At 63.9% G+C, this 12,742-nt stretch carries 8 protein-coding genes; 4 read left to right on the plus strand and 4 right to left on the minus strand.

Annotated features, from left to right (window positions below):
* Positions 1-85: 85 nt before the first annotated feature.
* The 4 genes from MHY23_RS06915 (at position 86) to MHY23_RS06930 (ending at position 8,640) form a co-directional block, all read left to right on the plus strand.
* Positions 86-1,141, plus strand: coding sequence for a PAC2 family protein (locus tag MHY23_RS06915; protein ID WP_236883405.1), 1,056 nt, complete (start codon positions 86-88; stop codon positions 1,139-1,141).
* A 33-nt stretch (positions 1,142-1,174) separates the two neighbouring features.
* Positions 1,175-3,715, plus strand: a complete 2,541-nt coding sequence (locus tag MHY23_RS06920; protein ID WP_239306979.1) for an RNA helicase — start codon at positions 1,175-1,177, stop codon at positions 3,713-3,715.
* Positions 3,716-3,813: 98 nt separating this feature from the next.
* Entirely contained in the window at positions 3,814-5,061 is a 1,248-nt protein-coding gene (locus tag MHY23_RS06925) for an FAD-binding oxidoreductase (RefSeq protein ID WP_239306947.1), read from the plus strand.
* A 147-nt stretch (positions 5,062-5,208) separates the two neighbouring features.
* A complete protein-coding gene (locus MHY23_RS06930) occupies positions 5,209-8,640 on the plus strand; it encodes a proline dehydrogenase family protein (protein ID WP_239306948.1) in 3,432 nt (1,143 codons plus the stop codon).
* A 210-nt stretch (positions 8,641-8,850) separates the two neighbouring features.
* On the opposite strand, the gene MHY23_RS06935 is transcribed toward MHY23_RS06930, so the two are convergent.
* The 4 genes from MHY23_RS06935 to MHY23_RS06950 all read right to left on the minus strand — a co-directional run bounded on the left by MHY23_RS06935 (position 8,851) and on the right by MHY23_RS06950 (position 12,657).
* Complete coding sequence (locus tag MHY23_RS06935; protein ID WP_239306949.1) at positions 8,851-10,593, minus strand: hypothetical protein; 1,743 nt, start codon at positions 10,591-10,593, stop codon at positions 8,851-8,853.
* Between the two features lie 3 nt (positions 10,594-10,596).
* Positions 10,597-11,250: an ATP-binding cassette domain-containing protein gene (locus tag MHY23_RS06940; protein WP_239306950.1), complete on the minus strand. Its 654-nt coding sequence runs from the start codon at positions 11,248-11,250 to the stop codon at positions 10,597-10,599.
* A 245-nt stretch (positions 11,251-11,495) separates the two neighbouring features.
* Positions 11,496-12,020: a carboxymuconolactone decarboxylase family protein gene (locus MHY23_RS06945; protein WP_239306951.1), complete on the minus strand. Its 525-nt coding sequence runs from the start codon at positions 12,018-12,020 to the stop codon at positions 11,496-11,498.
* A 40-nt stretch (positions 12,021-12,060) separates the two neighbouring features.
* A complete protein-coding gene (locus MHY23_RS06950) occupies positions 12,061-12,657 on the minus strand; it encodes a peroxiredoxin (protein WP_239306952.1) in 597 nt (198 codons plus the stop codon).
* Between the last annotated feature and the right edge of the window lie 85 nt (positions 12,658-12,742).

Genomic DNA, 12,742 nt, shown 5'->3' on the forward strand with positions numbered 1-12,742 from the left:
ACGCCAACCGTTGTGTGGGTGGAGCACGAAAGCCGGGAAGGCGAGCAATTTCAGGAGGCCGAAGACCATGACGCAGGAACGTCGTATGTACGAACTTGAGTACCCCGCGCCGCAGGTGAGCGGGGAGGCAAACAACGGCCCTGCCCTTATTGTCGCGATGCACGGCTACGCCGATGCGGGCCACGCCATTGAGTCCGCGGCCGACCACTTGAAGGCCGCGCTGGAGTCGCGCACAGTGGCGACGTTTAGCAACGACGAGCTGATCGATTACCGCTCCCGCCGGCCGACGGTGACGTTGTCGCACGCCGAAATCACCGATGTTGCGGACCTGCAACTAGATATGCGCGTCGTTCGCGACGAGAAGGGCCAGTCCTTCCTTCTCCTCTCCGGCCCGGAGCCGGACCTGCGCTGGGAGGCTTTTAGTAGTGCGGTGGCGGATCTCGCGGACCGGTTTGGCGTAAGCAAGACCATCTGCCTTTATGCGGCTCCGATGGGTGCTCCGCACACCCGCCCGCTGGTGGTTTCCGCCCACGGCAACGACCGCGAGTTGGTCGGCTCCATGTTCACATTCGACGGCATGGTCAGCGTGCCTGGTTCCGCTTCGGTCTTTATCGAGCGGGAACTGCACAAGCGCGGCCGCCCGGTCGCCGGCTACACCGCGCACGTGCCGCACTACGTAGCGGCTTCGCCGTACCCTCACGCGACGTTCCAGCTGCTGCAGTCCGTGGAGGATTCCACCAAGCTGCAGTTCCCGCTGCGTTCCCTGGAGGCGGATATGCGCCGGGTGTCGCAGCAGCTGGCGGAGCAGACGCATAACTCGGACGAGATCACGAATGTGGTGCAGGCCCTGGAGGAGCACTACGACCGGGAGATGCAGGAGTACCGCGACCGCCACCCGCAGGCGATGATGCCGGGCGAGGCACAGATGCCTAGCGGCGAGGAGATCAGCGAGGCGTTTGAGAACTACCTCACCGCCATCGAGGACCGGGACCGCAACGAGCAGCGCAGCCTCCCCCACAGCGAGGAGACGGATCAGCGCCTGCGCGACCATTTCTTCATCGATCCTTCGGCTCCCGAGCGTTCGCTTGACGACGACCAAGGGGATTCCGACGGGGACGGCTACGGCGACGACCCCCGTTAGTGTGTCGGCCGGTCGGCTACGGTGAATGCTGTGATGCTGACCGATTTGCTTGAAGACATTGCGCAGGCCCCCGAATCGCTGTTCGAGGATGCCGTGTGGGACTCGTTCAATTCGTGGACGACATCCCGCGGCATCTCGCTGTATCCGGCGCAGGAGGAGGCCTCGCTCGCGCTGCTTGCGGGCGACAACGTCATCTTGGCCACCCCGACCGGATCGGGTAAGTCGATGGTGGCCAACGCCGCGCACTTCATCGCGATGGCGCGCGGCCAGCGCACGTTTTACACCGCGCCGATTAAGGCGCTGGTGAGCGAGAAGTTTTTCGCGCTGTGCGAGATTTTCGGCGCGGAGAACGTCGGCATGATGACGGGTGACGCGTCCGTGAACTCGAACGCTCCGATCATCGCCGCCACCGCCGAGATCGTGGCCAACATCGCGCTGCGCGAAGGCAAGGACGCCCGGATCGACCAGGTGGTGATGGACGAGTTCCACTACTACTCGGAGCCGGAGCGCGGCTGGGCGTGGCAAGTACCGCTGCTGGAGCTGCCGAAGGCGCAGTTCCTTCTCATGTCCGCCACGTTGGGCGACACCGCCTGGCTGGAGAAGGACCTCACTGAGCGCACGGGTCGCAAGACCACGTACGTCGGCGGCGCGGAGCGCCCGGTGCCTTTGGACTTCCACTACGTGTTCTCCCCGGTGCACGAGACCATCGAGGAGCTGCTCGAAGACAACAAGGCGCCAATTTACGTGGTGCACTTTTCCCAGCGCGAGGCCACGGAGCGGGCGCAGGCGCTGACGAGCATGAACATCATCACGCCTGAGGAGAAGCAGCGCATCGCTGACGAGATCGGGGACTTCCGCTTTACGACGACCTTCGGCAAAACCCTGTCCAAACTGGTGCGCCGCGGCATCGGTGTGCACCACGCAGGCATGCTGCCGAAGTACCGCCGCCTGGTGGAGCGGCTCTCCCAGACCGGACTGCTGAAAGTCATCTGCGGCACCGACACCCTGGGCGTGGGCATCAACGTGCCGATCCGCACGGTGCTGATCACCGGCTTGGCCAAGTTCGACGGCACCCGCCAGCGCATCTTGAAGTCCCGCGAGTTCCACCAGATCGCCGGGCGTGCCGGACGTGCGGGCTACGACACCGAGGGCACGGTCGTGGTCGAGGCGCCGGAGCACGAGATCGAGAACGTGAAGCTGCGCCGCAAGGCGGGCGACGACCCGAAGAAGCTGAAGAAGATCCGCAAGAAGGCGGCACGCGACGGCGAGGTCAGCTGGTCCGAGAACACCTTCGAGCGCCTTAAGGTGGCCGAGCCGGAGGAGCTGACCAGCCAGTTCAAGGTGTCTAACTCGATGCTGCTCAATGTCGTCGCCCGCCCGGGCGACGGTTACGAGCACATGCGGCATCTGCTGCGCACGAACCACGACCCGCGGGCGAAACAGAACCGCGACATCATCCAGGCGGTCAACCTGTTCCGCGGGCTGATCAACGCCGGGGTCGTCGAGCGCACGCCGGATTCTCCCGCGTACCGGCCATACACCCTGACCCAGGAGCTGGACCGCGATTTCGCGCTGAACCAGCCGCTGTCCCCTTTCGCGCTGGCGTTTCTCACGTTGCTGGACCCGGAGTCGGAGACCTACACGCTGGACGTGATTTCCGCGTTCGAGGCGATTTTGGACGACCCGCGCCAGCTGCTGCAGGCCCAGCAAACCGCCGCCCGCGGCGAGGAGATCGCGGCGCTGAAAGCCGAGGGCGTGGACTACACCGAGCGCATGGCGATCATCGAGGACGTGACCTACCCCAAACCGCTCGCCGACGAGCTGGACGAGGCCTTCGACACGTTTACCCAGGGCAACCCCTGGGCCAAAGAATTCGAACTGTCGCCGAAGTCCGTGGTGCGCGACATGATCGAACACGCGATGACGTTCTCGGACCTCATTGCCACCTACGGGCTGGCCCGCTCCGAGGGCGTGGTGCTGCGCTACCTCACCGACGCGTGGCGCACCCTGTCCTACTCCATCCCGGACGCGTACATGAACGAGGAGCTGGAGGACATCGTCGTCTGGCTCGGCGAGTTGATCAGGCAGGTGGATTCCTCGCTCATCGACGAGTGGGCGCACATGACTGGAGACGACCAGCCGGTAAGCCAAGACACCATCGACCGCGAGCTCGCCTTCGGTGTGGAGGATCCCACGGCGCTCACGGCGAACCGCCGCGCCTTCACCATCATGGTCCGCAACTACTTCTTCCGCCTGGTGGAGCTGTTCGCCTACGAGAAGGAAGATCAGCTGGCGGAGATGCTGGACTACCTAGAGCCGGACGCGCGTGTGGACTGGCCGTCGGCGATGGACGACTACTTCGACGAGTACGACGACGTGGACTTGGGCCCTGACGCGCGCGGGCCGGAGTTCTTCCGCCTTGCGGACACCACAGGCCGGTCGTGGACGGTCTCCCAGATCATCAAGGACCCGGAGGGCGACAATGCCTTCCAGCTGCACGGCACTGTCGATCTGGACGCCTCCGACGAGGCCGGCGAAGTGCGACTTGCGGAGTTGGTGATCAAAGGGGGGTAACCGAAGGGACGTCGATAGGCGAAATGCGGGGCGGCGAGGTGTGCGCTGCGGTACATTGCCCTCAGCACAATCGAACTTCTTTGTGAGGAGGACCATAAATGACCCGCACGATCGTCGTGGGAGCTGGCATGACCGGACTTTCCACCGCGTGGCATCTTCAGGAGTACGGCCATGAGGTGGAGGTGCTCGAGCGCATCGACGTCGCCGCCGGTTCGTCTTGGGGCAACGCCGGCTGGCTGGCACCGGGCAAGACCATTCCCCTGTCGAACTCGAGCCTGTGGGCATACGGTCCGACCGCACTGTTTGATAAGCACGCCGCGCTCGATGTGCCGGTGCGCATCGACCCGAAGCTGTGGCGTTTCTGCGCCAACTTCATGGCGCACGCCACCGGCCGCGCCTGGGACAAGACGATGGCGGGCCTGACCAAGGCCGACCTCGGTGCGCTCGCGGCCTTCGACGAGCTCGAGGCCGGCGGCGTGAAGGCCACCACTCACGAGGGCCCATTCATCATTGGCTTTGAAAACGAGAAGAAGGCCGGCGGCTTCCTCAAGGAGGTCGAGGGCGCCCAGCGCCACGGCCAGGAGATCCCGTTCGAGCAGATCACGCTTGACGACGCCCGAACGGACGCCCCGATGCTCACCGACAAGGTGGGCGCAACCTACCGCATGGGCGGCCAGCGCTTCATCGAGCCGGGCCCCTACTGCCAGGCAATCGCGGACTCCATCGTGGAACGCGGTGGCAAGGTCACCACCGGCGTGGAGGTCGTGGAGGTCAGCTCCACCCGCAAGCCGGCCGTGAAGCTGGCCACCGGCGAGTGGCTGCACGCTGACAACGTCGTGTTGGCCACCGGCGCGTGGCTGCCGAAACTGGCCAAGGACCTCGGCGTGACCACGCTGATTCAGGCGGGCCGCGGTTACTCTTTCTCCGTGGAGACCGCAGAGCCAGCAACTTGCCCGGTGTACCTTCCGGACCCGAAGATCGCCTGCACCCCGTACCAGGGCCGCTTCCGCATCGCCGGCACGATGGAGTTCCGTGGCCCGGACGAGCCGTTCCAGCCTGGCCGAATCGCGTCCATGATCCACACCACCAAGCCGTTCTTCCGTGGCATCGATTGGGAGGACCGCCAAGACGAGTGGGTCGGCTCCCGCCCGGTGACCCCGGACGGCCTGCCGCTGGTGGGCGCGACCAAGGTACCGAACGTGTACACCAACGGCGGCCACGGCATGTGGGGCATCATCCTCGGCCCGCTGTCCGGCAAGATGCTGGCCAAGCAGATCGAGACCGGCGAGGTGGACGAGACCATCGCGCCGTTTGACCCGTTGCGCGGCCCCTTCGGCGGCCTTTAACCCCGCCTCCCCTAGCCCCGGAAACCGGTGTTTTCCGGGGCTTTTTCATGCCCGCAGAGAATCTTTGACAAATCAGTGGCCTGCGTCGTACATATGCATTAGTTTGAGGGTTGTCACATAGGACTGTTTTAGTGGTAAGGAACACATATGCCGAACTTGCTCACCAACCAGCTTCCGCCCGAGAACACCGCTGACCTCGATCATGTGGTCGACGCGGCCGTGACGCGCGCGCACCACTGGATGGAAGCGACCGCCGACGCCGATGCGGACGACGCCCAGACACAACAGCTCGCCGAGATGCTTCGCGACGACAACGGTGTCCGCTTTACCATGGACTTCGTCGACCGCGTGATGCGCCCCGAAGACAACCGCGTGGCCGCGAACGCGTTGCGCGCAATCACCAGGGGCGTCGACGCGTCCTTCCTCGGCCGCATCAACGCCCTGCTCGTCGGTGCCGGTGCCTTCGTCGGCCCGTTCTTGCCGTTTGTGGTTGTCCCGGCGGCGCGCATGCGTCTGCGCCAGCTGGTTGGCCACCTCGTGCTCGACGCGGAGTCCGACGCGTTGAACAACCTGCTCGACAACGCCGAGAGGCGCGGCGAGGAACTCAACCTCAACCTGCTCGGCGAAGCCGTGCTCGGCGAAAAGGAAGCGACGGACCGCGCAGAGCGCACCCTGAACCTGATCAAGAACCCTCGCGTGACCTACGTGTCCGTCAAGGCCTCATCCATGGTCTCCCAGCTCAATCATTGGGACTACGACGAGTGCGTGCGGCTGGTCAAAGACCGCATCCGCCCGCTGTACCGCGCCGCGCGCGACCGCAGCCCCCAGGTGTTCATCAACATGGACATGGAGGAGTACCACGACCTCCACCTCACGCTCGACGTGTTTACCCAGCTGCTCAGCGAGGACGAGTTCAAGGACTACCAGGGCGGCATCGTGCTGCAGGCGTACCTGCCCGACACGCTCGGCGCGCTGGAGTACCTCGCAGACTTTGCGAAGCAGCGCGTGGCCGACGGCGGCTCCAGGATCAAGATCCGTCTGGTCAAGGGCGCGAACCTGTCCATGGAGCGCCACCACGCGGAGGTCAAGGGCTGGGCGCAGGCACCGTACCTGACCAAGGACGAAGTGGACGCGAACTACTACCGCCTGCTCGACTTTATCGTGCGCCCCGAGTACGCCGACAGCGTCGCCATCGGCATCGCCTCCCACAACTTATTCACCTCTGCCCTCGCTTACGAGCTGGCGCAGCGCCGCGGTGTCGCTGGCATGCTCGACTCGGAGATGCTGCAGGGCATGTCGCCGGCGCAGCAGCAGATCGTGCGCGAGGCTTACGGCCGCCAGATCCTCTACACCCCGGTCGTGCGCAAAGACGACTTTGACGTGGCGGTGAGCTACCTCGTGCGCCGTCTCGAAGAAAACGCCGCACCGCAGAACTTCTTGCACGCCCTGTTCGCGCCCAAGACCGATAAGCGGGACCCGATTAAGGAGCAGGAGGAGGTCTTCCGCTGGGCGGTGGACAACCGCTGGGGCGTGCGCAACGGTCCAAATCGGGACCAGGACCGCACCAACGAGACCGGGCGCCAGGTCTCCGCGGAGTCGGCCACCACCGGCCGCTTCTTCAACGAGCCGGACACGGACCCGGCGCTTGAAGCCAACCGCGCGTGGGCAATCGAGCACCTGACAAACCCGCCGGCTGTAGACACCGGCGAGGAGATCACTGACCCAACCGTCATCGCCGACCACATCTCCCGCGCCCAGGAAACCCAGAAGGCCTGGGGCGCGCTTTCCGCGCACGAGCGCGCCGACATCCTCGACGCCATCGGCGACGAGATCGCGCGCCGCCGCGGCGACTTCGTCGCGGTCGCCGCACACGAGGCCGGCAAGACGGTGGACCAGTCCGACCCGGAGATCTCCGAGGCGATCGATTTCTGCACCTACTACGCCGACAGCGCCCGCCACCTGGACGAGATCGCCGCGGACTTCGAGCCGAACACACTCACCGTCGTTGTGCCGCCGTGGAATTTCCCGGTAGCCATCCCCACCGGTGGGGTGATGGCGGCGCTGGCCGCAGGCTCCGCCGTGATCCTCAAGCCGGCTCCGCAGGTGACGCAGTGCGCCAAGCTCATCGCGGATTGCATCCAGGCGGTGTTCGCGGACAAGGGCATCAACGCCGACACTGTGCAGTACGTGCGCGCGGACGAGGGTGAGGCCGGCAAGGCATTGCTTACCGACGATGCCGTGGACGCCATCATCCTCACCGGCGCCTCCGAAACCGCGCAACTGTTCAAGTCCTGGAACCCGAAGCTCAACGTCATGGCGGAAACCTCCGGCAAAAACGCCATCATCATCACCCCGTCCGCCGACCCGGACCTCGCGGTCAACGACCTGTACCTGTCGGCGTTCGGCCACTCAGGCCAGAAGTGTTCCGCGGCCTCGCTGGCCATCCTCGTCGGCTCCGCCGGCGAGTCCGACCGGTTGATCAACCAGCTGCTCGACGCAGCCTCCACCCTCGTGGTGGGCCCGGGCACCGACCTGTCCACCACCATGAACGGGCTGATAGAAGCCCCAGGCGAGAAGCTGGAGCGCGGCCTGACCACCCTGGAGCCGGGCGAGAAATGGCTGCTGAAACCCCGCAAACTCGACGAGGAGGGCAAGTTCTGGTCCCCCGGCATCCGCGACGGCGTGAAGCCGGGATCCTGGTACCACCAGAACGAGTGCTTCGGTCCGGTGCTGGGCATCATGCACGCCAAGGACTTGGAGGAGGCGATCGAGTGGCAAAACTCCACCGGCTTCGGCCTCACCGCCGGCATCCACACCCTCGACGGCGAGGAAATCACTACGTGGCTCGACCGCGTCGAGGCCGGCAACGTCTACGTCAACCGCGGCATCACCGGCGCGATCGTGCAACGCCAGCCGTTCGGCGGCTGGAAGAAGTCCTCCGTGGGCCCCGGCGCGAAGGCGGGCGGGCCGAACTACGTCGCGCAGATGGGCACGTGGCGGGAGCGGGCGGAGCTGGCGCCGTCGTTAGGCGTAAGTATCTCGGCGAAGGTGCAGGAGCTTCTCGACGCTTTCCGTGCAAACGTTAGCGACGAGGACTTCGGCTGGCTCTCGCGCGCCGCCGAGTACGACCAGCGCGCGTGGGACAACGAGTTCGGCCGCGGCCACGACCACTCCGGCCTGCGCTCCGAGGCCAACATCTTCCGCTACCGCAGCACCTTGGAGCCGGTGGTGGTTTACGTGGGCGAGGGCTACCAGCTGCGCGAGGTGTACCGCCAGCTGCTCGCCGCCGCGATCACCGGAACCGAGGTGCGCGTGGTCGCCCCGGATGCGATTGCGCGTGAGCTCGAGGCAGCCGATGTGGCCGTCGACGCACACGCCGTCGCCGGCACGCCTGACCGCATCCGCGTGGTCGGAAGCGCGCCCGAGGAGCTCTACGGCGACGTCGCCACTTCGGTCATCGACGGGCCCGTGCTCATCGACGGCCGCCGCGAGCTCCTTCCCTACCTGCTGGAGCAGGCCGTCTCTGCGACGCTGCACCGCTTCGGCGTGATCCACGATCCGGCTGGCATCCGGAACTGAGACCCGCGATTCTGTGGCGGGCTCTGAGTTCGAGGAGTTCATCGACCTGGTCGCTGATCCTGAGGATCCGAAGGATCTGTTCTCGCTGACCACCAACGTGCTCAGCCCGCTCTAAACCGGCCCTTCCGGTTTTAGAGTGCGTTGATGTTGTCCAGTAGTTGCCCGGAGTGGAAACCGGAAGAGCCTCTTTAGGCGCCGGCACGCCAGTGTCTAGGGCGCATCTGCGCCACGCTCGTCCTTGTCTGGAGTTGGCAAGAAGGCAGTCGCACTCGTGCCTAAGAAGACAAGGACAAAGAGCACCCATAGCCCTGGGGGAAGGTAAGGCAGCAGCGCCCCCGGGCACCCCGAGACTGCGACATGGACGGCGACCGTGTACCAGATGCCCACTAGGAGCGCTGTCAGCATGGCAACACAGTACGGAAAGAGGATTGCCCAGAACTCTGCTCGCTGGATCGCGTCTTGAGTACGGCCCAGAAGACGCAGTGGTGAGAAGAACGCATGCAAATTGGCCCGCTTGCCCATCACAGAGACCGCGAGGACCAGGCAGATCGCCAGCAAAGTGTAGGCCGCGGTGGGGACGAAGCCGGCGGTTCCGTCGCCGTGAGGCCCGTACATGATCTGGCTATCCATATCCACATGCCGTACCCAATCCTGCGCGGACTCCACCCGGAGATGATCCGGTGCGCTAGCCGATTCTGCGACCACGGGAAGCCCCCATTCCGGTTTGACCGGAGACTCGCTAGAAATACCGGAGAACGGGACCATGAAGTCTGGGTAGAAGGGGCTGTGAGCCTTCACCGGCGCCGCGGGCGAGAGTAGCTGCCCTATCACGTGGTCATTCGATCCGGCCAGAGAATAGTCATTCGCCTTCTCCATCGGTACGGAGGTCTCCCCCGCGGATTCGAAGTCCGAAGGCTGCCAGTAGACCACCCCACGGCAGTTGTCGCCGATCTCCTCACATACACCGTCTGCTTCCTGCGCTTCCAGTAGGCGAAAATCTTGGCCGACGACGACTGGGACCGGTTGGAAATTCTGGGAGCCTACGTAATTTGCCGCCCATAACGAGGTCTGTGCACCTGTGAAGCCTGCCAGCGGAATGGCTACGAGCGCGGTAGCAAGCCCCACCCTCGAGGTCGTCCCGACGGTTTCGGAGGAGCGGATGCCTAGCGCGGGTGCCGACCATCCGCTCACCTTTTTGATCGCCGCGGCTGCCCAGCGAGCTAGCACCCGGGCGAAGGTGGCGGCAAGTGCGACAGCGAGGAACGGCAAGGTGAAGACGAAAATCAACACGACAGGCCCTGGCGGAGTCGTCACCATGCACCAGATACCCGCGGCAACATTGACCACTGCGAGTACTAAGCCAACCAGCCCCACCAAGGATTTGGACTTACCTACTGTCGCCGCTCCCTGATCCCCGGTTTTGGCTAGCACCTTGTCGACGTTGAGAATCCCCACGCCGAGGAGGTACAGGGGGACTAAGACCAGCAGTGACGACCAGGCAACGTCAATGGGCGAGCCCCAGTGATCTGGCAGATGCTTGTTGAGCCCTAGCAGAATCACCTTGAAAAGCGGCGTCGCTAACAACCGTCCCAACACGACCGCCGAAGCGCTTGCCAGAAGCGCCAGGCACGCCCCTTGCAGGAGCAGGTGCCTGGTGAAAAACGCCCTGCCTATGCCGAGAATCCGCAGCGCTTGCACGGTATTTTGGTGGTCAGCGATAAAATTCTGATGCGCCAACCGGACCCCGGCGAATGCCGGGATGATCGCAATTAGGCTCATATTCGTCACGCCGGCCTTGAAGTCGCTGCTTCCGCCAGTCGAGAATGCGACGTAAAGGATGGTGCCGACGAGCGTGCCTATTACTACCGCAGCCAGTACGATTCCCCCGATGAAGGGGCGCGCCGTCACCGACAGCTCTCTCCGGTAGGCGGCGGTGGGAGTCATGGTCTTCATGAGCTATGCCCCCATCTGCAGCAGTGTTTTTGCTTGTCCGTCGAAAAGCTCACGGTGGGAGCAATAGACCACTATCGCTCCCCGCTTCGCCGACTGGCGCAACAAGTCCTCGACCACGGTGACATTCGCTCCATCAAGCGCGCTGACGGGCTCATCCATGAGCACCAAGTCCGGTTGGGAAGCTAGTGCCTGGGCCACCGCAACGCGCTGGCGTTGACCCCCGGATAGCTCCGCCGGCAGGGCTTCTGTGAAAGGCTGCATGCCCAACGTGCCAAGCAGCTCTTCCCTGCCCTGGGCGTCGAGGCCCCGTCCGGCGACGTGAACTGCCAGCTCGAGGTTCTCCCGGCAGCTGAGGCTAGGCAGGAGGGTCGGTGCCTGTGGTGCGTACCCGACGTGCTTGGCCCGCCACGAGGTTAGCTTCTTGGCCGCGCCCTTTCCGAACCGTTTACCGTCGATGGTTACCCTGCCTTCACTGGGTGAGCGCAGACCAGCTAACAGATCCAGAACCGTGGATTTACCGCTTCCCGATGGGCCCCTGACTTCGTAGATGCCAGGCCGTGACAACGACAGCGCGGCATCCCGCAGAATATATGGCCCATATTTCGAGTATCGAAAAGAGACTTTATTCCAAACTATTTCGACCATCACAATTCCCATCTTGTTAGAGGGCATACGCTATCCGAGCACCAAGACACTATCGGCAATTGCACGAACACGTTTATCGTGAGTGACAATTACCCAAGTACTGGTGCTGCGATCCACTCCGGACAACTACAGGACAACATCAACGCACTCTAAAACCGGAAGGGCCTCTAAACCGCCCCGCTAAACGGCGAAACCTCCGGCATTCCCCGCCATATGCGGGGCTTGCCGGAGGTCGTGCCGTCGTCAAGCGTTAATGCTTAGCGAGCGTCCTCGATGGTGATTGCCTGGGCCACAGCCTGGACAACGCCAGCGACCTTGACGGCCTCCCAGACCTGCTCCTTGGTCACACCCTCCTCGCGGACGGTGTTGGCGTGCGCCACGGCGCAGTGCTCGCAGCCGTTGATGGTGGAAACAGCGAGCGACCACAGCTCGAAATCGGCCTTTTCCACGCCCGGCTTCGAGATGATGTTCATGCGCAGGCCGAACTTCACGTTGGCGTAATCGTCGCCGAGCCAGCCCTTGGCGCGGTAGGCGACGTTGTTCATCGCCATGACGGTGGCGGCGCCGTACGCGGCATCCGCAGCCTCCTCGGAGAGGTGCTCCTTGGCTTCCTCAGCGATCTCGGCGATGACCTTCGCGTTGCGGGTCGCTGCCGCGGATGCGAGAAGGGTGCCCCAGAGCTGCTGCTCGCTGAGCTCGGTGGAGCGGGTCAGCGAACCGAGGTTGAGCTTCTGGTCCTTCGCGTACTCGGGCAGTGCGCCGCGCAGGTTCTCAATCGACATCATGTTCTCCTTTGCCGGACGGGTTTAACTGAAAAAGGGTTTACTTCAGGGACTCCTGGACCACGGCCATCTTGTCGATGTTCTTCGTCGGGTCGTTCTTCTGCCAATCGCAGGCGCAGACCTCTTCGGACTGCAGCGCGTCGAGCACACGCAGAACCTCGTCGACGTTGCGACCGACAGCGTCCGGGGTGACGGAGACGAACTGGATGATGCCGTCCGGGTCGATGATGAAGGTTGCGCGGTCGCACACGCCGTCAGCGTTCTCGACGCCGAGCGCGCGGATCAGGTCGTGGCGGACGTCAGCGAACATCGGGAACGGGATGTCCAGCAGGTCCTCGTGGGTCGCACGCCAGTTGAAGTGGGAGTACTCGTTGTCGGTGGAGCCGCCGAGCACCTGGGTGTCGCGGTCCTCGAACTCCTCGTTGAGCTTGCCGAATGCGGCGATCTCGGTCGGGCAGACGAAGGTGAAGTCCTTCGGGTAGAAGAAGACGATCTTCCACTTGCCCTCGTACTTGTCCAGCGACACGTTCTCGAAGTAGTCGTCCGGAGTAGCCGCGTTAGCTTCCTTCAGGTTGCCACCCTTCAGCGCGACAAGGTCGAACTCCGGGAAACGCTCTCCAACGGTCATGATCGGCATAGAAATTCCTCCAAAGAAACTGGTCAAAGGTGATTTTCAACGGACAGCAACCAGTATGACACAGAACGCGCCCGCTTTCAACGTA

It is taken from the genome of Corynebacterium sp. ACRQP, assembly GCF_022345915.1.
GTDB lineage: Bacteria > Actinomycetota > Actinomycetes > Mycobacteriales > Mycobacteriaceae > Corynebacterium > Corynebacterium lehmanniae.

What these genes read in the sequence shown, in the direction of transcription:
- MHY23_RS06915 (WP_236883405.1), top strand. Translation starts at nt 86, where the DNA reads ATGTACGAACTTGAGTACCCCGCGCCGCAGGTGAGCGGGGAGGCAAAC.
- MHY23_RS06920 (WP_239306979.1), top strand. Translation starts at nt 1,175, where the DNA reads ATGCTGACCGATTTGCTTGAAGACATTGCGCAGGCCCCCGAATCGCTG.
- MHY23_RS06925 (WP_239306947.1), top strand. Translation starts at nt 3,814, where the DNA reads ATGACCCGCACGATCGTCGTGGGAGCTGGCATGACCGGACTTTCCACC.
- MHY23_RS06930 (WP_239306948.1), top strand. Translation starts at nt 5,209, where the DNA reads ATGCCGAACTTGCTCACCAACCAGCTTCCGCCCGAGAACACCGCTGAC.
- MHY23_RS06935 (WP_239306949.1), bottom strand. Translation starts at nt 10,593, where the DNA reads ATGAAGACCATGACTCCCACCGCCGCCTACCGGAGAGAGCTGTCGGTG.
- MHY23_RS06940 (WP_239306950.1), bottom strand. Translation starts at nt 11,250, where the DNA reads ATGGGAATTGTGATGGTCGAAATAGTTTGGAATAAAGTCTCTTTTCGA.
- MHY23_RS06945 (WP_239306951.1), bottom strand. Translation starts at nt 12,020, where the DNA reads ATGTCGATTGAGAACCTGCGCGGCGCACTGCCCGAGTACGCGAAGGAC.
- MHY23_RS06950 (WP_239306952.1), bottom strand. Translation starts at nt 12,657, where the DNA reads ATGCCGATCATGACCGTTGGAGAGCGTTTCCCGGAGTTCGACCTTGTC.